We start from the raw sequence: 23,342 nt of genomic DNA on the forward strand, positions 1-23,342 counted from the left end.
TGGATAATAATATTTAGAGTTGTTTCAATAAACAGTATATAACGTGCAAACATGTAAGTGACGCTGTCAAACAAATAAGAACAGTATCTGCTCCAGCTTGAACGCCAAGCCGATAAAAATAGGAATCAAGGTTACCACTGCTGTAGAGACGTTCACAACAGCAAGATCTTATCAAGCGGCATTAGTGCAACAGGAAGTAGTAACGCTGTCCTAACAGCAGCAGTAGTCGGTTTTATCCCTAATAGAAAAGAAAGGATACGTACACCCATATCCTTTCTGCACGTTCTAAAGAATCTACTACTTAACTAATCCTTTTTCCTTGGCAATTTCCTTGTATTTTTCTGTCTCTTCTTTTACTGATTTAGCGAAACCTTCAGCATCTTCATAAGCAGGGGTTACATTTATCGTTTTTAATTTTTCGATGAATTTAGGGTCATTTAGCATTTTATCAACTGTAGTTTCCCACTTTTCAACGACATAATCGGGAGTTCCAGCCGGTGCGGAGGCGCCGTACCATTGTGATGCATCAATGTCATTGATACCCTGTTCTTCCATTGTAGGTACATCAGGAAAAAATGGGCTTCTCTCAGGTGCAGCTATTCCTAAGATCTTCAACTTGCCTGCTTTCACGAGATTGGATACTTCACTTATCCCTTGAACGGCTAACTTGATATGGCCGCCGGCAACTTTTGGAAGGGCGTCACCTGCACCATTGGTTGCAACCTGTCTGGCTTTTGAGAAGTCAGCGCCAATACTATCCATAAACTGGATCGTGCCGAACGTACCGATAGCTGTAGGACCATTGCTGGCATATGTGAGTTTATCTGGATTTTTCTTCACCCATTCGATTAACTCATTTATATCCTTGTAGGGAGCATCAGAACTTACAACATAGGCAAGTGGTTCGCCTGTCAATTTGGTAAGAAACTGTTGATCTTCCATACTAAATGGTAAATTATTATTACCGGCGTAAAGAGCCGATACAGCGGAAACACTTTGAATCAAAACGGAATGTCCGTCTTTAGAACCTTGTTTAAGAACCGCTTGAGTTCCTGTGGCACCTCCAGCACCCGGTTTGTTTACGACAACAACAGGCTTGTCCCACTCCTCACTTAAATATTCAGTTACCGCTCTGGCAGTAAGATCTGTTCCTCCACCGGCTGCAAATGGTACGATCACTTCAATTTGTTTTGTCGGATATTCAGGATCCTTATTTTGATCACCTGAAGCCGAGTTATTTGCTGAAGAGCAGCCCGATAATGCGATACCCACTGATAAAACACCGGAAAGTAAACCTGCTAACGCTCTTTTCTTCATTCCATGTCCCCCTACACGTTTTTATCAATTAATGGTTATTCTGAAAGAACTTGCCCCAAATATATCGATTATGATACAGCTGCAGTTTTCTTTAATCTGCTGCAAATTTCGTCAGCAACTTCTATGGTGGTAGCATTCCCACCAATATCAGACGTTTTAATTCCATCATTCGTAACTTCTTCCACGGTATCGAGCAGTTTTTGGCCAAGTTCACTTTCGCCAAAATGGTCAAGCATCATTTTTGCCGTCCAAATCTGGCCTATCGGGTTAGCGATTCCTTTTCCTGCAATATCAGGTGCAGACCCATGGACCGGTTCAAACATCGAAGGATACCTGCCGTTAATATTAATATTTGCCGCAGGAGCAATGCCAATGCTTCCCATGATCGCCCCGCCTATATCCGTTAAGATATCACCGAATAAGTTGCTCGCTACAATGATATCGAAGATCTGGGGTCTGGTTACAAAGAAGGCTGCTAATGCATCAATATGATAGGAAGCGGTTTGGACATCGGGATATTCCTGTTCGGTTTCCTTGAATACTTCATCCCAAAATGGCATGGAATGGACAATTCCGTTCGATTTGGTCGCAGACGTAACGTGATTCCTTCTTTGTTTCGCCAGATCGAACGCATATTTCATCGCACGCTTCGTTCCCGTTTTTGTGAAAATAGCATTTTGAATCGCGATTTCATCCTCGCCTTTATGGATTCTTCCACCAACTTCACTGTACTCCCCTTCGCTGTTTTCTCTGACAACGATCAAATCAAAATCATTAGGATTCACAAGCGGTGACCTTAGCCCTTTGAAAAATTTAGCGGGCCGGATATTAATCGATTGTTCAAACTCTCTTCGAATCTTAATTAACAGCCCCCACAAAGATACATGGTCAGGTACAAGCTTTGGATTTCCGATGGCCCCGAGAAAAATAGAATCAAAGTTTTTTAGAATACCAAGCCCGTCATCAGGCATCATTTGCCCGTGCTCCAGATAATACTCACAGCTCCATGGAAATTCTTTATACTGAAATTTTAGACCACCATGTATATCAGCAATTGTATCCAGGACTTTTAATGAAGCAGGCACTACTTCTTTCCCAATCCCGTCTCCAGGAACTACAGCAACCTCATATGTTTTCATTTTTATAATACGACCCCTTTATCTGAATTTTTATGGTAGTTTTCATACTTTGGAATTTCCTGTTCATATAAATCCTGCCCATAAGAGTCATAGGCAACTAATAAAGGAAAATCCTCCACTTCAAGTCTTCTGATTGCCTCTGGTCCTAGATCTTCGTACGCTACCAGCTCTACAGCAGTAATCCTTCTGCTTAAAATCGTCGACAGTCCTCCAATAGCAGCAAATGAAACCGCTTTATATTGCTGGCAAGCTTCTTTGACACTTTCTCTTCTCGGTCCTTTTCCAATCGTTCCCTTAACGCCGTATTCATACATAGCGGGTGCATAAGGATCCATTCTGTAAGCAGTCGTCGGAGCTACCGGTCCAATTATTTGTCCAGGCTGCGGCGGGCAAGGTCCTGCATAAAAAATGATGTCTCCTCTTAGATCAACCGGAAGAGGCTGATTTGCTTCAAGAAGCTCAACCATTCTTTTATGTGCCGCATCCCTGGCCATATATATAGTACCCGTCAACAGCACACTGTCTCCTATTTTCAAGTTTTTAATATCGTCATTTGTTAGCGGAGTTGTAAGCCTATGTTCAGCCATTTCTTTCCCTCCTTATATTTCAATCGTTTTCTTCCGGGCTGCATGGCATTGGATATTGACCGCAACAGGAAGTGCGGTAATATGGCAAGCAAACGTTTCAATAGGCACCCATAAAGCAGTACTTGTTCCGCCCAAACCTTGAGGGCCGATGCCTGTGTTGTTGATTGCTTCGAGCAGTTCGTTCTCAAGCTCAGCAATATGGGGCTCCGGATGGTGTACGCCAATCTCCCGCAAAACAGCATGTTTCGCCAATGATGTCACCTTATCAAAGCTTCCGCCGATGCCAACACCGACAACAACGGGCGGACACGCCTTTCCGCCTGCCTCTTTGATAGTCTGGAGAACAAAATTCTTTACACCCTCCGCACCTTCTCCAGGCAGCAAAAACTTCATTGCACTCATATTTTCGCTGCCTCCGCCTTTTGGAAGAACCGTAATTTTGATTTGATCGCCTGCTACTATTTCTGTATGTACAACAGCAGGTGTATTATCATCCGTGTTCACCCTCACAAGTGGATCTCCGACAACTGATTTTCGTAAGAAACCGTCTCGGTAGCCAGTTCTTACCCCTTCCTGTACACATTCCATAAAATCTCCGCCAGTGATATGCACGTCCTGGCCAATTTCCATAAAAACGACGGCCATGCCTGTATCATGGCAATAAGGCATATGATTAACTTTGGCCTCATTTGCATTTACGAGAAGCTGTTGGAGAATACTTTTTCCAATTGGAGATGCTTCCGTTTTTTCTGCGCGCTGAAATCCTGCAACTACATCCTCAGGCAAATAATAACATGCTTCCCAGCAAAGTTTTGCAACCGCTTCCGTGATTTCCTTCGCTTGTATGATTCGCAATAATTATCGCTCCTTTTTCTGTCCGAGAATATGGACCAAATTTTTCAGATCTTCCTGAATATGTTCCTGCAACTTTTTCAATTCTTTTTCGGGGTTTCTTTCTTTGATAGCTAGAAATATTTGGGTATGACCCTTTAGTATTGTTTTCGCCCGATCAAACCCCACCATATTTAACACTCTGTAATAATGTGTTAAAGAATGAAGATCATCAACAAGCTTCTTTAATCTCAAAGATATGTTTATTTGCTTTTTTGTCGGTTGTCGACAGGCTTATTTTTATAATAGTATTTATTTTCTGACTCTTCAATTACTTTTTATTTTACTTGATGCTTTTTTAACACAATTGCTGTATATAAGCCCGTCATTTACAGTGTCTTCCATTAATCTTTCTTTAACAGAAAGCCCATCTTCACTACCATATCGGAATCCCTTTCCTTCTTCACCAATTAAATTTTTCTTCAGGAATCTCCGCATTTTCGAAAAATACTTCAGTTGTAGCATGGTTTATCATTGAATCAATGGGCTAGTCATAATCAGAAAGGCGTCATCCGTTTCGGACGACGCCTATTACATACTTTAATTAGCTAGGGGGCTGTGGACACTACCTTCAGTAGAATTGTAGACTGTAACTCCTAAGTATTGACTTACGATTACCCAATATTCATTTTTACTGTTGGAATGGCGATTTCCTGCTCGAATGAATGAGCAAAACGATACAGATTAGCTTCTTCCAACTGTTTTCCGATTAACTGAAGACCAATTGGCATGCCTGACGATGAGAAGCCGCAGGGTATTTGCAAACTTGGAAAGCCGTTTAAATTTGTTGGACCGTTAAGACGATTGATTGCAGAGCGGGCATGTTCCGGATATCCGTCAATAGTTACTTCGCGTTGTTCAATATCGGGCGGCAAAACCGGGACGGTCGGAATTAATATGACATCAGCCTCTTCAAGGACCTGGTTAAATTCATGAATAGCAACCTGTTTCATCTGTAAGGCTTTAACATAATCCAATGCTTTTGGTGTTGAGCCGCTTAATAATCGTTCTTTTACTTCCAAGTCATACAACTCCGGGGAATTGACTAGGGGTGATTCATGAATGGTATAGGCCTCGCATTTAACAACCATTTGATGTGCCAAAGATATTTGCTGTAGCTGGGGTATATTTACTGGACGAACTTCTGCACCGAGGCTTTTAAAAACATCAATCGCTTGGCTTATCTGATTCTTTACTTCTGAGTTCACTCTCTCAAAATAGAAGGATGTGGGGATGCCGATTACACTTCCTTTTATTCCTTTATCTAACAGCCTGGTGAAGTCTTCCTGTGTTGTTTTGATAGAATAATAATCTTGACTATCATAACCTGACAATGCGTTCAGGAGAATCGCGTTGTCTTTTACACTTCTTGTCATTGGACCTATATGATCCAGCGTCCAGCTAGTCGGATATAACCCGTATTTGCTCACCCGTCCAAAAGTTGGTTTCATCCCAACAATCCCGCAAAATGAAGAAGGGATTCTTACTGATCCGCCTGTATCAGTACCCAAAGCTCCGTAACATAATGCAGACGCAACAGCTGCAGCGGATCCACTGCTAGAACCACCGGTCATCTTTGACAAATCATATGGATTTCTTACAGGACCAAAATAGGAACGGTCGCCAGTAGGACCATAGGCAAATTCATGCGTGTTTTGTTTTCCGATGATTATTGCACCAGCTCGCTTTAACTTTTCGACAGCTGTGGCATCGTAATCCGGGGAAAAATTCTTGTACAATTGCGAACCCATCGTTGTTTTAATGTTTTTAGTATAAATAACATCCTTCACACCAATTGGAATGCCGTGAAGGGGTCCTCGCCAATTTCCTTCAGTAATTTCTTGCTCAGCTTGTTCCGCATCCTTTATCGCTTGTTCTGCTAATACGGTTATAAATGCATTTATTTTTGGATTAACCTGAGAAATTCGATCGATTAAGTGCGTCGTTACTTCCACAGGCGAGATTTGTTTGTCGAATATCGCATTGGACAATCTGAATAAGTCCCATTGGAGTATCTCATCCTTATAAGTTGCTTCCACTTGCCATTTCCCCTTTCTGCTTGCTATTAATAACCGAGCTCCCTGGCTTTACGAACATCATAGCGACCATACCGATAACTGTTGCGACAACAGCTGCGGTAAACATCGAAGGATAACCGTATTTGACAACCAAAAAACCTGTTAAGGTAGGAGCGATAATGGTGGCCAAATTACAAATGAAGTGTGAAATTCCCCCAAAGGTACCAGCGAGGTTTGGCTCAGTATCTAGAATGACAGACCAATATACAGAATTAGGTAAAAAATTAAAGGCATTGCCAATGCTCATCCAAAACATCACACCAACGATGCTGTCAGCAGTCGGTATTAACAGGAAGCACACAGCAGTTAGGAATAGCGAAACGACCGCCAGACCAGATCGGGCTATTCGTAAGTTTCCTGTTTTCCTTCTCAAGTAATCTGAAAGCTTTCCTCCTAAGATTACTGTAAAACAGGCGCCGACCCAGGGGATCATACCTAAATACCAGAGTGAAGCAAGTTCAAAGTCATACACATCCTGAAGATATTTAGGAGTCCATGTTAAAAGAAGGAAGGTGATGTACTGTAAAGCAAAATAGCCAAACGCATTAAAGACTAAGGTTGGATTTTTGAAAAAGTGGTACCATTTTTTTGTGCTAGAAAAATCCTCCTCCACTAATTCTTCATTAGGAAGAAGGTCAGCTTTTGAGCGGATAAGAGCTAATTCTTCCTTGGAAACCCTTGGATTATCTTCCGGTAGGTTTGTAAAAACTTTCGACCAGATTATAACCCATAGAATTCCAATTGCACCCAGAAAGATAAACATTACCCTCCAACTTGTGATGGATAATAATCCAACAGCTATAGGTGCTGTCAACAATGCACCCAAAGGGCTTCCCAATAGCCCCAAAGATGCTGAAAAACCTCGCTCTTTCGTTGCTGCCCAATTGGCGTTTGTACGATTAATCGTAGAAAATGTCGGTCCTTCCGCCAAACCGAATAATATTCGAAATACCGCGAAACCAGCTAAAGCCGAACCTCCAAAAAGCACCATACCGATTTCACCTGCAAAGGCAGTGGCAATTTCAAAAATCGACCATGCTATTCCTGCAACTATCCATACAAACTTCGGTCCTTTGAGATCAGCTAACAACCCGCCGAAAAAAGAACCAAACAGATAGCCGTAACCAAAAAAGCCAAGTACCGCTCCCCATGAAACGGCATTAAAACCAAATTCTTTAATCATGTCCTGCTGGGCGTAGGACAGGGCCCCGCGGTCAACATAATTAATCACGGTCATAAAAACAATCATCCCCATGATAAAGTAACGATAATTTTTCATAATTTACCCCCTTTAAATTCATTGAAGGTTTAGGAATTAATGTCCAATTATTTTGCGGATATTCCGGTAAAAGAAGAAGGCGGTATAAGTTTTGCAGGTAAACATTTTAAAGCGGAAAGCAATTGTCGATCATGATACTTTCTTGCCCAGATTTGCATTCCTAAAGGCATCCCATCCCTATCAAGGCCTGTTGGAATTGATGCTGCCGGAATGCCAATCATACTGCTAATGACCGTCATTACCGGATCTCCTGTAGATTGAAGGCTTGCTGGGGCCGGGCCCAAACTGGAAGGAAGCACAACGATGTCAAATTCATCAAATAGCAGATCTACTTGTACACTTAATTCATCTCGCTTTTTCAAAGCTGAGAAATACGACTCTATCGTAACTTTTTTCCCCTCTTCGATCACATCCCTAATTTCGGCCCCAACTTTGTCTCCTTCACCTTGCTTGATGATATACCCTAGACAATCGCTTGCTTCCGCAAGAAAAATAGGCTGGAAGATTTCCTCTGCATGAAAAAACCAATCTGGCAAAGGGATACCCTTTACATGGAAACCCTCTTCTTTGAGTCTGTGAGTGTAATTGGTCAGGGCTTGACTCATTTCAGGGTTTATAGAAGCCAGTCTATTGCAATCAAAAACCCCAATTGTTAGATCCTGAGACAACTCCTGTCTGATGGCTAAATTAATAGATCGTGGATCATTCTTATCATATTGCGCTAGAACTTCAAACACGCTTACGATGTCTTCAGGGCTACGAGCAAATATACCAGGATGGTCAAAAGAGGGGCACAAATGCGTCATACCGGCGCAACTGACCACTCCAAAGGTTGGCTTAAAACCATATATACCACAAAAGCTGGCGGGCCGAATTGTTGACCCTTTTGTTTGACTACCAATTGCTACCGGAACCATACCAGCAGCTACAGCAGCCGCAGAGCCGCTACTAGATCCACCGGGAGTGTGTTCCAGGTTATGGGGATTGCGGGTCGGGCCAGGGCGAAACCAACAGAATTCAGTTAGTTCGGTTGTTCCTAGCATGATGGCTCCGGCATTTTCAAGTAACCGTACCAAAGTTGCAGTTGTTTCTGGTATTCTTATCGGTTTTACATTGGCACCGTTTCCCGGTGGCCTTCCGGTCATTTCAAAGATATCCTTTAAACCGATTACTAAGCCTTTCAATGGACCGTTCTTAGCACCGTTATCTAGTTGGGCGGCCTGATTTCGCGCCGATTCTTCAAAAACGGCCTCCCAAGCGTGCAATTGATGGTCTTGACTTGCGATCGCCTGAAGACAAGCTTCCACATTTTCTCGCACAGAATTAAATGCGTTTTCCATATGCCAAACCTCCTTGAAAGATATATTTCAAGAGCACAGTGCCCGGAAATCCGCACGCCAGGTTTTGTGGGGTTTGAGCCGCCAATTGGGCGGCTCTCTGCCCGGAGTAGGAGGATAGATAGTCACCCCCTCCAACTTCGTTTATTACAATACATCCTTAACTCTTCAATACTTCCAAACCTTGCCTTAATTGCTTAGTAGCTTCTTCATCGATTGTTAAATCATCTCGAATAACCACTCGATAATCTTCTTTAGCTTTTTCTTTTGTAATAAAATCATCGAGTATATCTTCTAAAACGGCTTGAGGATCACGCTCAAAAGGATTTCCGTAACCTCCAGCACAAGGGGTACGAATTTCTAGCAAATCACCTTTTCGGATTTTATAGTTTGTTAGTTTAGCATGAAGATTTTGTTCACCATCAGTATCAGGATTTAATGTCATCGACCCAGTTAATCCGTTCTTTCCTCCAAAAACACCGCGGGGAGGGTCGGTATGTCGATCTCCTTCTCCTGTAAATAAACTGTCTGTAATAAATTCCCAGGTTCTGACGATGCCGATTCCACCACGCCATTTTCCCGCTGAAGCTCCTTCTTCTCGCAGTTCATATCTGTTACATCTCATTGGAAGACGCATTTCTAATTCTTCAATAGGATTATTTCTAGTGTTTGCCACAAGATTATCCACACTATCTAAGCCATCTTTACCATAGCGTCCTCCGTAGGAACCTTCATTTACTTCGATATATACCCAGTAATCGCCTGATTCTTCTTTTATACCAGCATATGAGTTAAAGTGTACATGTGCGGCGTTACCAGCAGTCGTCTTATCAGGTAAGACTTCTGAAAGGGCTAAATTGATTTGATCCGCCAGCCGCTGTACTTGATTAATACGGGCCGTACAGGCTGCTGGAGCTTTCGGATTCCATATGCTTCCAAGTGGTGCTTCTACTTTAATTGGTTTGAAGATCCCGCTATTTTGTGGGATAAAAACTTCTGAACTTGCTTCATCTAGAAGGATTGACCTTACAATTGTATATGTGGCGGGCAATGTCGAACCTGAGAAAGGGACATTGTAGGCGGTTTCAACCTGACCTGAACTTCCTGACAAGTCAACGGTTAAGTCACTTCCATTAACTATTACGCTGGTTTCAATTCGTAAACGCTGCCCATAATTTCTGCCATCATCATCAAGCCATCCAGTAGGGGCTTTGTATACACCATCTGGAATCTTTGCAATTTCTTTTCTTATCATTTCTTCAGAATAATCCATCCACCGTTTTTGAGCTGCCAGCACGGTTTGTAAGCTATATCGTTCAATTAGCTCGAGGTAGCGTTTTTTACCTAACTTGGCGGATGCAATCATTGCTTCAACGTCCCCTTTGTTTTCCTTTGGAGTACGTACGTTTTCAAAAATATGACGCCAGATTTCCTCGTTCTTTTCCCCTTTATTATATAATTTAATAGCATTATAATGCTTTCCTTCGGCGTAAACATCGACCACATCCACCATCAACCCTGGAGACATCCCGCCAGCATCAAGGACATGACCGGTATTAGCTGCAAAGGCTACAAGCTTACCCTCATAAAAAATCGGGATTATAATAGCTAGATCTGGAGTATGTGAAGCTCCATAATAAGGGTTATTGTGCAGAATGATATCTCCATCGTTCATATTATCTCCTAAAAAGTGACGAACCCCATCAATATACCCAGGCAGGGATCCAATGTGCATAGGAGTCGAATCACTCTCACATATTTCATTTCCGTCTATATCAAACAATCCGGCACCGAGGTCTTCAGACTCACGGATAATACTCGAATAAGCCATCCGGTAAAGTACCAATGCCATTTCTTTGGCAATAGAATTAAATGATCCGGCAATCACCCCTAGGGTAACGGGATCTATATTTTCATATCCTTTATTATCAGTCATGTGTATCCCCTTTCTATTTTTAAAAAGTATCTTTTTATCTACTAAACTATCTATAATTTCTGGAAAGAGAAAATTTTAATACACCGTTCAAATTGTTATCAGTTTTTTACTTGGTTAACGATGCCAATACTTCTTTAGATCTTTTTGTAGAAAGCTTCTTTTTCATATCGATCACAATGTTGCCGTATTCGTCAAAGGTTGCTGTACAGCTTGGAGGTATAAGGGTTGTACTGTCTTTCTGTTGAATTACTGCAGGTCCTAAAAGCTTTGTCCCTATTGGTATATCCTCACGATTAATAAATGTAGAATCCTGCTTTTCAAGCTTATCTTGAACCCAGAAATAAACTGGATAAGAAGGGTAGTTGTTTACATTGAAATCATCTTTACCTTGATCCAAAAATGATTGTTCTTTTTCAGGCTGAACCAGACCAATGCCAATAACACGAACATTAATGGCGACCACTTCCTGATCAGGAAATTGACTTGCATACTCACGCTCATGTGTTTGATGAAAGCGTTTAATGACTTCTCTTATCCACTCTTCATTGATTTCCCCTTCTGGTGCATCTACTCGAAGCTCGTACCCTTGTCCAGCATAGCGGCAATCACATACTCGTTTTAAAACAATTTGTGCCTCTGACAATCCGTCATCTGTTAGGGTTTTTAAAGATTCCTTTTCAAGCTTTTTAATTACATTTTGAATGGATGCTATATCAGGATTTGTTAAGCTTCCCCATAGTGTATGAACTTTTTCATATGCTATATCCGTTGACAGAAGTCCCATTGCAGCTGTAATTCCAGGATATGGAGGTACAACAACATATGGAATATTTAATTCTTCAGCGATATCACAAGCAAATAAAGGACCTGCACCGCCGGCAGCAACCAATGTAAAGCCTCGAGGGTCATAACCTTTTCGTACACTATTCATTTCGATTGCGTTAACCATGTTATGTGTCATGATTTTTAGAGCTCCGGCTGCAGCTTCTAAAGGAGTAATTTGTAACTTAGAAGCGATATGTTCATCAAATGCTTTCTTAGATAGCTCTGGTTTAATTTGCATGGAGCCAGCTAAGCGGCTTTGTGGATGAATGCGGCCCAATAGAACATTAGCATCTGTAGATGTAGGAACTGTTCCTCCACGATCATAACAAGCTGGACCAGGATCGGCACCGGCACTTTGGGGTCCTACACGAAAAATCCCTCCTTCATCAACATAAGCAATCGATCCCCCGCCTGCACCAATCGTATCGATGTCCACCATCGGAACCATTGCATTATATTGACCAATACGGGTATCTAATAAGTGACGCATACGCATATTTCCGTTTGGAGCAACACCAATGTCTGCTGATGTTCCGCCGATATCAAGAGTAATAATATTATCAAAATTAGCTTTTTTAGCTGCTTTAATTCCTCCAATTAACCCTGCGACTGGTCCGGAAAGAAGTAAGCTTATTGGCTTTTCAGCGGCCACCTGAGCAGTAGCAATCCCGCCATTTGACTGCATTAAGTTTATACTCGTTTTCAACCCCATCTTTTTTAGCACTTCTTCTAACCGTTGAATATATCGACTGGTTTTCGGTCCAATATAGGCATTCAAGGCAACCGTACTGAAGCGTTCATACTCGCGATACTGAGGTAGGACTTCGTTACTAATAGAAAGATAGGCTTCTGGATACTCTTCTTGAATAATTTCTTTTACTCGGTCTTCATGTTTTGGATTTTTAAAAGAATATAGGAAGCATACGGCAATTGAACTTACTTTTGCTTCTTTTAGTTTTCTTACTTGCCGGCGTGTTTCTTCTTCATCTAAAGGAGTCAATATTTCACCAGTTGCTAAAATTCTTTCAGGCACAACCAAGCGATTACGACGTCTTACAAGTGGATACTTTTGCCAAGGCAAATCTTGATATAAGGAAAAATTATAGGGGCGTTTATGACGGGCAATATGCAAAATGTCTCTGAAACCTTCAGTCGTAATCATCCCAACATCAGCACCGTTATGCTCTAATACAATATTAGTGGCAACTGTAGTACCATGGAAAAATTGTTCGATTTCAGACGGTTCAATACCGGCCATTTCACATATTTCAGTGACACCATTAATAACTGCTTCCGATGGATCTAAAGGTGTTGATGGCACTTTATGAACCCATGATTGATCACTTTCCTCAAGGGTTAGAACTAAATCGGTAAATGTTCCTCCAACATCAACGCCTAAACGTATCATTGTATTCCTCCTCGTATCCTTTGATTAATATATGTTAATACTTTGAAATACCTAAATAAAAACTGCTAGGAATCTTGTCCTCACCTTCATAAAAATTTCCACTTCAAAATGATTGCTTAAAATGACGATGGACTTCGATCGACTAAAAAGGAGTACTGCTTACGTGCAAAATCAATATCCTCGGCATTGTGTACTGCAGTTAATACTGCTTCATCTTGATGATCGACTCAAAGTTCTCCTTTTCTTAAAGTAGTATATTTTAAGTAATGCAAGTAACGTGCCAAATTACAAGATATTAAATATTTTTGTATAGAAACAGGCTGGGCTTGAGTATTAAGTTGTTTTTTTTAGAATCTATCTTTTAAAGATGCATATAAAGTTACTGAATGTTGCTCATTCCATTAGAAAACTATTATAATTGTCATAATAGTTAGTGAATTTGGAATAAAGGGGAGAAAATTTTATGGCGTTTTCAAAATTTGAACTGACAGATACAATTCTAAAGGAAGCATTTAATTCGTTCGGAATTTCATATCAGTTATATAGTAACAATCAAAAATTGATCTATGAAACAGTCAATGCTGAAGTTCATGATTTGTTTGAAAACCAAAAAGAAGAGTTCCTCCGGTATTTAAGTTATATTTATGAGAAAAAAGACTTGTGGCAAGGAACAATTGTAAGTAAAAAAAACATTGATATGCAAGTTACTATACGAATGATCCCCATTTTTGAAGTTCAAAATTTTGAAGGTGTTTTAGTAATTTACTCCAAGCCAGTTTTGAAAAGACTTGAGGAATACCAGGATATGGCGACAGATTTACAAGTCCTATTCGATTCTTCCTATGACGTTATTTTTGTCTCAGATGCAAATGGAAAAGCGTTAAGGGTTAGTTCAGCTTGTGAACGGTTATGGGGTAAAAAAAAGGAAGAGTTTTTAGAACAAACTGTTTATGAATTAGAAAAACAGAACGTTTTTTCTCCCTCAATCACAAGAATGGTACTTCAAGAAAAGCGTAAAATATCTACTATTCAAAAAACGTCGACCGGAAAAACCCTACTTGTTGTCGGAACACCTGTAAAGGATAAAGATGGGAATATCATTCGAGTTGTCAATGCTTCAAGAGACATAACAGAAATCAATAAATTACAGAGTGAATTAAAGGAAATGCGTGGGATTGCTGAACACTATCAAAGGGAACTTGAAGAAGTAAGACGAGATTATACTAGTCCCAAAAAACTAATTTATTCAAGCAAAGTAATGGAAAAAATCGCTGAACAGACCAAGAGGATTGCAATATTTAACAGTACAGTTCTGATAACTGGTGAATCGGGTGTTGGAAAAGAAATTATTGCTTCTATGATACATGAATTTAGCAATCGTTCTGACCAACCTTTTATCAAAGTAAATTGTGGTGCAATCCCGGAAAGTTTACTAGAGTCTGAGCTGTTCGGATATGAAAAAGGTACATTCACAGGAGCTGACAAAGAAGGTAAAAAAGGTCTATTTCTTGCGGCTAACAACGGAACAATACTCTTAGATGAAATTACTGAAATGCCACTCTCTCTTCAAGTGAAGCTTTTACGAGTAATACAAGAATCAGAAATACGCCAAATTGGCAGTGTGAAAACCAAAAAGATCAACGTTCGAATCATTGCTTCTACAAATCGAAAAATACAAACCTTAATTAACAAAGGACATTTTCGAGAGGATTTATACTATCGACTAAATGTCATACCACTTGAAATTCCACCTCTTCGGGAAAGAAAAGAAGACATCCCTCTATTGGTTGATTATTTTATTCAAGAATTTTACAAAGAATATAAGATTAAGAAGCCACTTTCCAATGATGCCATATATGAATTAATTAAACATTCCTGGAAAGGTAATATACGTGAGTTGCGAAACTTTGTTGAAAGGTTATTAATTTTTTCAAAGAAAGATAAAATAGATAAGAAGGATGTATTGGATATCTTAACTGATGATTCACAGGAGAAACCTTCAATTAATGTTTACTTTGAAGATAAACTCGATTTATTTAAAACTTTAGAGTCTGTTGAAAGTCAAATTCTAAAACGTGCGTCAATGAAATTTCATACAACAATAGAAATAGCTGAGGCCCTAAATGTTAATCAGTCAACCATAAGCAAAAAGTTAAGAAAATATAATATCAAATATAAAAAGGAAAAATAAAAGCGAACGGGATTTGAACCTTTAATCTGAATGATTTAAGATTCAAATTCCGTTTAATACTATCATTTAGGTTTTTCATAAATTATTTAAGATTCAATAATCGGCAACCAAGTTGGAAGAAGAAATCGCCATCTTTTCATATATCGATACTTACTAATGACAACCTTTCAATATAATGTAAGGAGTTGTTTCTACCATTACACCTAGTTGGGAACTTCATAATTTAAGATTATGTGAATTTTCCTCCACGGTATCCAGTGAAATTCCTGTTGTCCGCGGGGCAAGTATTCCAATATCCAAGATGAGAAGTAGCATGGCTGCTGCAATTATGGCGAACACTGTCGTAGCCCCATATTGATTTAATATAGGAAGTAAGATAAAAGGTAGTAATCCACTCGTTAAACGGCTCAAACTGTATGCGCTTCCTGCTGCTGTCGCTCGAATTGATGTGGGAAAGATCTCAGCTTGAAAAACATTAAAGGTACTGGTGAAAATATTGCTGACGACTGTAAATAAAAATCCTGCTAACACAATGAGATATGGGGAATCAGCCATGCCAAACGTCATTCCAAACACTCCCATACCAAAGGCGGATAGGATAATCAGCCATTTGCGATCAATACGTTCAACTAACGGAACTGCAAGCAATGAGCCTAAAGGATATCCAAGGAAAGATAAAGCTGTATATTCAAGAGAAGATGTAATTGTATATCCTTTAGAGTTTAATATAATAGGGGCCAGGGTTCCAAAACCATAATACCCAACGGTTTGAAATATTTGAAAGATATACATCATCAAAGTTCGCCTAATATATTGCTTTTGAAAGATAGCAGAAAAGGGTACAGGTTGTGAAATCTTTGCATTAGTCATACGGTCCGTACTCTTAAAAGCGGTTTTATTTCCCTGGGTTACATTTCCTTCAAATTGTTTCATTATTTCTTCTGCTTCGTCTTTCCTTCCAACCAACGCTAGCCATCGCGGGGATTCCGGCAATTTGTAAATCCTTAAGAATACGATAACAGCCCCAATAGAACCGATTAAGAACATCCATCTCCATCCTTCAATTCCAAGAGGCGCTAAGGGAACCAAAACTAGAGCTAAAAAACCTTCAATGGGTATTGCAAGAAACGCGATCGTATATGCCCAAGCAATAAACTTTCCACGTTTAGAAGCAGGAAGAATCTCACTCAGGTAAGTAGCACATAAAGGTGGCTGTGCGCCAAGACCTAATCCTGCTAAAAATCTGAAAATAATGATAAAAGTTACATTTGGACTAAGAGCAATTAAAAAAGTGAATATTGAATAGATAGTCAAATTGATTATGAATGCCTTTTTTCGCCCGTATTTGTCAGCAATTCTGCTTAAGAAAATGGCTCCAAAAAACATTCCAAAGAAACTAGAACCCAACATAAGAGGCATTAAACCTTTATCAATCTAAAATTCATTTTGGAGTACTGAAGCTAATACACCTGTTAGAAAAACTTCGAAAAATTCAAAGAAAAGTGCCGTTCCAATCAATATTGTTGCAGATTTATGGATCTTTCCAACAGGAAGTTGATCAAGGCGCTGCGAAATAGTTGCTTCCAATATATTTTCCCCCTTTGAAAAACAGAATAATATTCAATACAGTTCGTTACGGCTTACTTGACAGTTGAACCATATTTAGATGAAACGGTTGCAATGACTTCATCGGTTTTTAATACGTCAGCATATTTTTGCTGTAGGTCAAACAGGCTTTGTTCATGTGATGCTGCTGAACGATCACCTACTGCATCTTCCACTACAATCGGGCTGTAACCATATTGCAACGCATCCACAGCTGTAGCGCGAACACAGCCGCATGTAGTGCACCCTACGATAATAACTGTATCAATATTGTTTGCATTGAGACGTGAAGTTAAATCTGTTCCAAAGAAAGCGGAGGCATATTTTTTTATAATTAAGCCATCCCCTTTGCGAAAGTTTAATCTATTATCAACTTTTACAGCTTCTGTACCAGATTTTAATGTTTTTAATCCTTCCATTTTTTTGAACCATATTCCAGAATCACTAAGTGCTTCATCATCATAAGAGATTGTGGTAAAGATCACCGGCAGATTCAACGAATGCATTTTATCTAAAAGCTTATTAACCTGCACAATTTGTGAAGATAAATCAGACCCCATAGGCATAGCAGGATCTGTAAATCCTGTAATTATATCCACCACTACCAAGCATGGGTTTTTACCGAAACCTAATAATTTCCCGAAACCTCTGTCCTTAAAAAAAAGCTCATCGTCTTTACTGTTAGTCACTAGAATATCCCTCCATAAAACTTCCAAGATCTTTATCTGCATCTTGAAAATCATTAAATTTAGATTTTCAAACTTGTAATTTCTTAATTTTTTAAAAATAATAAAGCTGTTTTTTCGTAGTTCATTCTTAATTTATATAAAAGTAGACCATTGCGATGAAATGGTCTACTTTTATTCAGAGATTATTCTTAACTTCTGAGTCAATTGTTTTTATTTGCTCATAAATAACTGCTTCTTTTTCTTAAAACGAACGTGGCAATCCCAATACATGCTGCCCCACATAGCTTAAAACGAGATTATTTGTTACCGGGGCAACTATAAACAACCGTGCTTCCCGGAATTTTCTTTCAATATTATATTCTGTGGCAAAACCATAACCGCCATATGTGGTCATAGCGGCATTGGCTGCCTTCCAGGTAGCTTCAGTAGCTAAATATTTTGCCATATTCGCCTCTGCTCCACAGTTTTCACCCTTATCAAACATTTCAGCAGCCTTGTCCTTCATTAATTGAGCGGCTTGAATCTCCATGTAAGACTGAGCTATAGGGAACTGAACACCCTGATTTTGACCAATCGGACGATCAAATACTACTCTCTCATTAGCGTATTGGACAGACTTATCAACAAAATACAAGCCATCTCCAATACTTTCTGCAGCGATGAGAATACGTTCAGCATTCATTCCGCTAAGTACATATCGGAATCCCTTTCCTTCTTCACCGATTAAATTTTCTTCAGGAATCTCTACATTTTCAAAAAAGACTTCAGTAGTAGCATGGTTAATCATTGTATCAATTGGACGAATCGTAATATTATCTTTTTGCTCTTTCATATCAAGCAAGAATAAACTTAATCCATCCGTTTTTTTAGCAACCTGCTCTTTTGGTGTTGTTCTTGCCAAAAGTAACATCAAATCTGAATGTTCCGCTCGGGAAGTCCAAATTTTCTGTCCATTAACAATATAACGGTCGCCTCTTTTTTCTGCAGTGGTCATGATACTTGTTGTATCACTGCCAGCAGTAGGTTCGGTAATTCCAAATGCTTGAAGGCGAAGTTCCCCGTTTGCGATTTTGGGTAAAAATCTTTGTTTTTGTTCTTTACTTCCATGGCGAAGAACAGCTCCCATCGTGTACATTTGAGCATGGCCGGCACCTGCGTTGCCTCCAGATCTGTTCACTTCTTCAAGAATTGCACACGCTTCCTCCATTCCTAGACCTGCCCCGCCATATTCCTCAGGAATAAGAACAGATAACCATCCTTCTCTGGTTAAAGCTTTAATAAACTCTTCAGGATATGCTTTCTTTTCATCTAACTCTTTCCAGTATGTTTCAGGAAACTTTGCACAAAGAGACCGAACACTTTTTCGAATTAAATCAATTTCAGCAACTGTACTTGTAGTCATTTCATTTTTCCTCCTAGTCATTTATATAAGTTTTCCGGCATTATTTTCCTTGCCAAGCTGGCTCTCTTTTTTCATTAAATGCTTGGATTCCTTCTAATCTGTCTTCAGAATCTGCGCACTTATAATAAGCTTGAAGTTCAATCTTTAAAGCCGTGGTTAAATCCACTTGAGAGCCCGCATTTATAGCTGTTTTGATCTGTTGCAGCGAAATGGGAGCATTTTTCTCCATACTTTCAACAAATGAGAGCGCTTCCTCAAGAGCATTGTTGAAACTGATTACTTTGTTAATTAACCCCATCTTCTCAGCTTCCTGGGCAGATATTTGTTTACCGCTAAACAACAATTCCTTTGCCAAGCCAATCGGCACCAATCGTGTTAAAAGCTGTGTGCCACCTATTCCTGGCATTATTCCAATCTTAACTTCCGGAAAACCTAACTTAACATGAGAGGCAGCAATTCTCATGTCGCAGCTTAATGCTATTTCAAGGCCGCCGCCAAGTGCGTAACCATTGATTAAAGCCAGCACTGGAAATGGGAATTCACGAATTAACAATGTTACTTCTTCAAAAATATCATGTTGATTTTTCCAATCTTCTTTTGTCATTCCATTTCTTTCTTTAAGGTCAGCCCCAACACAAAAAGCTTTTTCTCCAGAACCTGTTAGGGTTAAAACTCTGCAATCATTTTGCTTTTTCAACATTTTTAAACATTCAATTAGATCATAGCCCATTTGTGTATTTAGGGCATTCATAGAACCAGGGCGATCTAATGTAATGATATATGCTCCTTTAAGACGATCATTTTTTTCTAAAATGATGGTGTCCCATTTTTTCATTTCTTGCAACTCCTTATAATATCGATTTTTTTCATAGTAATGAATATGATCTTGGAGTATTACCAGCATATCCCTCCCTATTTTTGTTCTATATACTAATAGGATACTGGATCCAATTTACTTTGTCCACATTTTCTAAATATTTTAAAAACTTATTTTCACTTTAAGTTTAAATTCCTTGGTTTTTCAATTATAATCGCTATGGTTGACTTAATTTCTCATGGATCCGCTACTTCCAATTAAGAGCTTGTTACACGCACAAAAACCTTATCTATTGATAAGGTTTAGGCAAGAGAATAAAAGCCAATGTGACTTTGGATTTTGTTTTACCTTTTATTTCTGTTATCCTGCATATTTTTAACCAGTAAAACACCTGTGCGTTTAATATGGTTTGATATAAGTACTCCTGCATGTTCTGCGTCTTTTCTTTTGACTGCTTCTAGAATTTCTTCATGTTCCTTATTTGACTTATCTATTTGCCCTGATAACATAGTAGGCGTGTGCTGTGGAAAACCATTCCATAATTTTTCAATCATGGCAGTCAATCTCTTCCAGGTACAATGTTTCATTAATATAGAATGAAATTCAATATTTGCTTTTACAAAGTCTTCTACCTCTTCACTGTTTTTCATTTGTATAGTCAACTTTTCTAATTCGACAATCGCTTCTCCACTTAGTTTATCTGCACTTTTACTTACAGCTAACCCTTCAAGTCTTGACCTTAATTCATATATTTCTTCTACATCTTCCACTTCCATGGATTTCACGATAGCGCCTTTGTGAGGTTCTAGTTGAATTAACCCTTCTGCTTCCAATAATCGTAAAGCTTCTCTTATAGGCATTCTACTTACACCTAAGGAATGAGCAAGGTCCTCTTGAACTAACCTTTCCCCAGGTTCAATATTACCATTTAATATTTCCTGCCGAATTACATTCGTTACTTTTAAATGTAGAGTATCACGATCTTCCAATTTTAAATTCAAGTTTTTCTTCAATTCTATCAATCCATTCTTAATTATATTGTCCTATATTTAGGATATCATTACCCTTGATAATAAGTAACGATAAAATATTTTTATCATTTTCCCAAAGTATATGGTTAAAAAACCTACCATATACAAAGTATCGATAGGTTTTATAGGTTTCCCTTAATTTTGGAAAGCATCTGTCTTTTTACTTTGTTGGAGTGTTTCTATACCAAATCCAAATTCCTTTAAAACCGATTCTGTATGTTCTCCTACTTGCGGTATAGGATTCATAATGACATCAATATCTTCAAACGTAACGGGCGGCAATAATGCTTTTAAAGTACCAACCGGTGAATGAACCTCTCTCCAACGATTCCGTTCTCTCAGCTGAGGGTGGTTAGCCAGATCATTTATTGTATTTAGACGTGCATTGGCAATTCTTGCTTTCCCAAGTAGATCAATAACCTGAACTGAATTTAACTTTTGGAAAGCGTTATCAATAATCGGCTTCAGTAAATCCCTGTTGGAAACACGCATAGAATTGCTGTTGAATTGACTATCAATTGCTAATTCAGGGTTTTCTAATACCTCTTCACAAAAATAAGCCCACTCTCTTTCATTTTGTATTCCCATAAAAACAAGTTTGTTATCTCCTGTTTTAAAAGGGCCGTACGGATAAATAGTAGCATGGCTGGATCCAGTGCGTTTTGGATCCGTGCCTCCATAATCCGAATAATAAAGCGGATAACCCATCCATTCAGCAAGAGCTTCAAGCATAGAAACTTCAATGACCGTACCCTTTTTTGTTTTATGCCTGGCAAGAAGCGCGGTCAAAATCCCGGTATACGCATACATCCCTGCAGCTATATCCGCGATCGATATTCCTGATTTTGAAGGATTGTCTTCTGTGCCTGTAATCGAAACTAAACCTGCCTCACATTGGATGAGCAAATCATAAGCTTTTTTGTCCCGGTAAGATCCATATGAACCATATCCGGATATTCCACAAATAATTAGTTGAGGGTATCTTTCCTTGAGAACAGATGGACTAAAACCAAGTCTATCTACTGCACCAGGTGCTAAATTTTGAACAAAAACATCAGCTTCTGACAGAATCTTATCCAATATGATGGTTGATTCTTCTTGTTTCAAATCTAGACACACAGATTCCTTTGAACGATTTAACCAAACAAAATGGCTGGACATACCGTGAACAGTCGTATCATAGTTTCGAGCAAAATCTCCAGTATTTGGCCTTTCAATTTTAATCACACGCGCTCCTAAATCTGCTAATTGTCTGGTAGCAAAGGGAGCGGCTACCGCCTGCTCTAAGCTAACTACAGTTATTCCCTCTAACGGCAACATAGAAATCCTCCTCATGTCTTTATATAAATATCGCTAGTATCATGATTCGTATATTTTCTAGATAGAGCGATATGTTTCACTGCCTTGTTTATACCAATCATTACCGTATGAATCATTAATAACGATAGCCGGAAAATCTTCTATAACCATTTTCCGAATCGCTTCTGTTCCTAAGTCTTCATAAGCGATTACTTCTACTTTTTTTATCGTCCGCGCTATTAAGGCTCCAGAACCTCCTATAGCACCAAAATATATTGCCTGATTACTTCTTATCGAATCAATCACATCCTGGCTTCGATATCCTTTACCAATCATCCCTTTTAACCCTAATTCCAGCAGTTCTGGTGTATACTTATCCATCCTGCCGCTTGTTGTCGGCCCTGCTGAGCCAATGATTTGCCCTGGCTTGGCAGGAGTTGGACCGACATAATAGATTACTTCCCCATCTATATTAATAGGAAGCTCTTCACCCTTTTCCAGGGATTCTGCCATTCGCTTATGCGCAGCATCCCTTGCAGCGTAAACCTTTCCGCTTATTAACACTCGATCTCCTGCTTTTAATGATTGAACTATTTCTGTATCAAAGGGAACTGTTATTCTTTTAACAGTCAAAATAAACACCTCATTTAAAGAGTGATTTCTTTATGGCGGCTTGCATGGCAGTTTAAGTTAATGGCTACCGGTAACGCGGCGATATGGCAAGGAGCAATTTCAATCTTCACATCGAGTGCCGTTGTACTTCCTCCCATCCCTTGAGGACCGATCCCCAGTTTATTGATATCTTCCATTAACTCCGCTTCGAGTACTGCTATTTCTTCAAGATGGCTTCGTTCACCGATAGGCCTGAACAAAGACTTTTTAGCCAAATAGGCACATTTCTCAAAATTCCCGCCGATTCCCACTCCTACTACAAGTGGGGGACAGGCGTTGGGACCTGCAGTTCGTACCGTTTCCAGGATAAAATTCTTTATTCCTTGAAGACCGTCCGAGGGCTTTAACATTTTAAGGGTGCTCATGTTTTCGCTTCCTCCACCTTTAGCGGACATGTGAATGGTTAACTGATCTCCCCTTGCAATTTCAACGTGAATCACTGAAGGTGTATTGTATCCAAGGCTTTTTTTCCGTGTAATTGGATGATCAACGATTGAATGTCTTAAATAGCCTTCCTCGTACCCTTTTTTGACTCCTTCATTGATTGCTTCATATAGATTGCCTCCATCAATATGGCACTCTTGTCCTAATTCCACAATAAAAACGGAAACTCCGGTATCCTGGCACATCGGAACTCGTTCTGTCGTTGCAATATTTGCGTTCTCTATCAATTGGCCAAGAACATCTTTTCCTATTTCTGATGCCTCATTTTTCATAGCCGTTTTAAACGCATTTACGACATCTTCTCCAAGGTCATAATTTGCTTCCTGGCATATGACTGCAACCTTATCAACAATATCTTTATAATGGATGGTTCTCAATCTATTAACCTCCCTTTC

General features: G+C 39.4%; 20 protein-coding genes. 1 reads left to right on the forward strand and 19 read right to left on the reverse strand.

Features of this window, described 5'->3' with window-relative positions; translation table 11 throughout:
• Positions 1-297: 297 nt before the first annotated feature.
• The 10 genes from ELQ35_RS16980 to ELQ35_RS17025 form a co-directional block, all read right to left on the reverse strand.
• A complete protein-coding gene (locus ELQ35_RS16980) occupies positions 298-1,317 on the reverse strand; it encodes a tripartite tricarboxylate transporter substrate binding protein (RefSeq protein ID WP_126866306.1) in 1,020 nt (339 codons plus the stop codon).
• 68 nt (positions 1,318-1,385) lie between these two features.
• Entirely contained in the window at positions 1,386-2,456 is a 1,071-nt protein-coding gene (locus ELQ35_RS16985) for a tartrate dehydrogenase (RefSeq protein ID WP_126866307.1), read from the reverse strand.
• Positions 2,457-2,458: 2 nt separating this feature from the next.
• The gene (locus tag ELQ35_RS16990; RefSeq protein ID WP_126866308.1) at positions 2,459-3,043 is read right to left on the reverse strand and encodes a FumA C-terminus/TtdB family hydratase beta subunit; all 585 of its coding nucleotides are present in this window, start codon (positions 3,041-3,043) and stop codon (positions 2,459-2,461) included.
• Positions 3,044-3,055: 12 nt separating this feature from the next.
• Positions 3,056-3,898, reverse strand: coding sequence for a fumarate hydratase (locus ELQ35_RS16995; RefSeq protein WP_126866309.1), 843 nt, complete (start codon positions 3,896-3,898; stop codon positions 3,056-3,058).
• A 3-nt stretch (positions 3,899-3,901) separates the two neighbouring features.
• Positions 3,902-4,129 carry an FCD domain-containing protein gene (locus tag ELQ35_RS23810; RefSeq protein ID WP_370873462.1) on the reverse strand — a complete coding sequence of 76 codons (228 nt, stop codon included), beginning with the start codon at positions 4,127-4,129 and terminating at the stop codon, positions 3,902-3,904.
• A 419-nt stretch (positions 4,130-4,548) separates the two neighbouring features.
• Positions 4,549-5,973: an amidase gene (locus ELQ35_RS17005; RefSeq protein WP_126866310.1), complete on the reverse strand. Its 1,425-nt coding sequence runs from the start codon at positions 5,971-5,973 to the stop codon at positions 4,549-4,551.
• Positions 5,957-7,291 (reverse strand): MFS transporter, encoded by a 1,335-nt coding sequence (locus tag ELQ35_RS17010; RefSeq protein WP_126866311.1) that lies wholly within the window; start codon positions 7,289-7,291, stop codon positions 5,957-5,959. Before ELQ35_RS17010 ends, ELQ35_RS17005 begins: the two co-directional genes overlap by 17 nt.
• Before the next feature lie 47 nt (positions 7,292-7,338).
• Positions 7,339-8,631, reverse strand: a complete 1,293-nt coding sequence (locus ELQ35_RS17015) for an amidase (RefSeq protein ID WP_126866312.1) — start codon at positions 8,629-8,631, stop codon at positions 7,339-7,341.
• A 157-nt stretch (positions 8,632-8,788) separates the two neighbouring features.
• Positions 8,789-10,564 carry a hydantoinase B/oxoprolinase family protein gene (locus ELQ35_RS17020; protein ID WP_126866313.1) on the reverse strand — a complete coding sequence of 592 codons (1,776 nt, stop codon included), beginning with the start codon at positions 10,562-10,564 and terminating at the stop codon, positions 8,789-8,791.
• 106 nt (positions 10,565-10,670) lie between these two features.
• Entirely contained in the window at positions 10,671-12,797 is a 2,127-nt protein-coding gene (locus ELQ35_RS17025) for a hydantoinase/oxoprolinase family protein (RefSeq protein ID WP_126866314.1), read from the reverse strand.
• A gap of 463 nt (positions 12,798-13,260) precedes the next feature.
• Between ELQ35_RS17025 and ELQ35_RS17030 the strand changes: the two genes are divergently transcribed.
• Positions 13,261-14,988: a sigma-54 interaction domain-containing protein gene (locus ELQ35_RS17030; protein WP_126866315.1), complete on the forward strand. Its 1,728-nt coding sequence runs from the start codon at positions 13,261-13,263 to the stop codon at positions 14,986-14,988.
• A 216-nt stretch (positions 14,989-15,204) separates the two neighbouring features.
• Here ELQ35_RS17030 and ELQ35_RS17035 read toward each other — a convergent pair whose 3' ends face one another.
• The 9 genes from ELQ35_RS17035 to ELQ35_RS17070 all read right to left on the reverse strand — a co-directional run bounded on the left by ELQ35_RS17035 (position 15,205) and on the right by ELQ35_RS17070 (position 23,324).
• Complete coding sequence (locus ELQ35_RS17035; RefSeq protein WP_307365485.1) at positions 15,205-16,407, reverse strand: MFS transporter; 1,203 nt, start codon at positions 16,405-16,407, stop codon at positions 15,205-15,207.
• A gap of 15 nt (positions 16,408-16,422) precedes the next feature.
• Positions 16,423-16,575 (reverse strand): hypothetical protein, encoded by a 153-nt coding sequence (locus ELQ35_RS23210; protein ID WP_246026110.1) that lies wholly within the window; start codon positions 16,573-16,575, stop codon positions 16,423-16,425.
• Between the two features lie 53 nt (positions 16,576-16,628).
• Complete coding sequence (locus ELQ35_RS17040; protein ID WP_246026111.1) at positions 16,629-17,282, reverse strand: isochorismatase family protein; 654 nt, start codon at positions 17,280-17,282, stop codon at positions 16,629-16,631.
• Between the two features lie 241 nt (positions 17,283-17,523).
• Entirely contained in the window at positions 17,524-18,684 is a 1,161-nt protein-coding gene (locus ELQ35_RS17045) for an acyl-CoA dehydrogenase family protein (protein WP_126866317.1), read from the reverse strand.
• 40 nt (positions 18,685-18,724) lie between these two features.
• A complete protein-coding gene (locus tag ELQ35_RS17050; protein ID WP_126866319.1) occupies positions 18,725-19,519 on the reverse strand; it encodes an enoyl-CoA hydratase/isomerase family protein in 795 nt (264 codons plus the stop codon).
• A 326-nt stretch (positions 19,520-19,845) separates the two neighbouring features.
• On the reverse strand, positions 19,846-20,514 hold the full coding sequence (locus ELQ35_RS17055; RefSeq protein WP_126866320.1) for a GntR family transcriptional regulator: 669 nt from the start codon (positions 20,512-20,514) through the stop codon (positions 19,846-19,848).
• Between the two features lie 153 nt (positions 20,515-20,667).
• Entirely contained in the window at positions 20,668-21,852 is a 1,185-nt protein-coding gene (locus ELQ35_RS17060; RefSeq protein WP_126866322.1) for a CaiB/BaiF CoA transferase family protein, read from the reverse strand.
• Positions 21,853-21,909: 57 nt separating this feature from the next.
• Entirely contained in the window at positions 21,910-22,473 is a 564-nt protein-coding gene (locus ELQ35_RS17065; protein WP_425466837.1) for a Fe-S-containing hydro-lyase, read from the reverse strand.
• A 5-nt stretch (positions 22,474-22,478) separates the two neighbouring features.
• The gene (locus ELQ35_RS17070; protein ID WP_126866326.1) at positions 22,479-23,324 is read right to left on the reverse strand and encodes a fumarate hydratase; all 846 of its coding nucleotides are present in this window, start codon (positions 23,322-23,324) and stop codon (positions 22,479-22,481) included.
• Positions 23,325-23,342 lie beyond the last annotated feature (18 nt).

Source organism: Peribacillus cavernae (assembly GCF_003989135.1).
Taxonomy (GTDB): Bacteria; Bacillota; Bacilli; order Bacillales; family DSM-1321; genus Peribacillus; species Peribacillus cavernae.

What these genes read in the sequence shown, in the direction of transcription:
- ELQ35_RS16980 (WP_126866306.1), bottom strand. Translation starts at nt 1,317, where the DNA reads ATGAAGAAAAGAGCGTTAGCAGGTTTACTTTCCGGTGTTTTATCAGTG.
- ELQ35_RS16985 (WP_126866307.1), bottom strand. Translation starts at nt 2,456, where the DNA reads ATGAAAACATATGAGGTTGCTGTAGTTCCTGGAGACGGGATTGGGAAA.
- ELQ35_RS16990 (WP_126866308.1), bottom strand. Translation starts at nt 3,043, where the DNA reads ATGGCTGAACATAGGCTTACAACTCCGCTAACAAATGACGATATTAAA.
- ELQ35_RS17010 (WP_126866311.1), bottom strand. Translation starts at nt 7,291, where the DNA reads ATGAAAAATTATCGTTACTTTATCATGGGGATGATTGTTTTTATGACC.
- ELQ35_RS17015 (WP_126866312.1), bottom strand. Translation starts at nt 8,631, where the DNA reads ATGGAAAACGCATTTAATTCTGTGCGAGAAAATGTGGAAGCTTGTCTT.
- ELQ35_RS17020 (WP_126866313.1), bottom strand. Translation starts at nt 10,564, where the DNA reads ATGACTGATAATAAAGGATATGAAAATATAGATCCCGTTACCCTAGGG.
- ELQ35_RS17025 (WP_126866314.1), bottom strand. Translation starts at nt 12,797, where the DNA reads ATGATACGTTTAGGCGTTGATGTTGGAGGAACATTTACCGATTTAGTT.
- ELQ35_RS17030 (WP_126866315.1), top strand. Translation starts at nt 13,261, where the DNA reads ATGGCGTTTTCAAAATTTGAACTGACAGATACAATTCTAAAGGAAGCA.
- ELQ35_RS17035 (WP_307365485.1), bottom strand. Translation starts at nt 16,407, where the DNA reads ATGCCTCTTATGTTGGGTTCTAGTTTCTTTGGAATGTTTTTTGGAGCC.
- ELQ35_RS17045 (WP_126866317.1), bottom strand. Translation starts at nt 18,684, where the DNA reads ATGACTACAAGTACAGTTGCTGAAATTGATTTAATTCGAAAAAGTGTT.
- ELQ35_RS17050 (WP_126866319.1), bottom strand. Translation starts at nt 19,519, where the DNA reads ATGAAAAAATGGGACACCATCATTTTAGAAAAAAATGATCGTCTTAAA.
- ELQ35_RS17060 (WP_126866322.1), bottom strand. Translation starts at nt 21,852, where the DNA reads ATGTTGCCGTTAGAGGGAATAACTGTAGTTAGCTTAGAGCAGGCGGTA.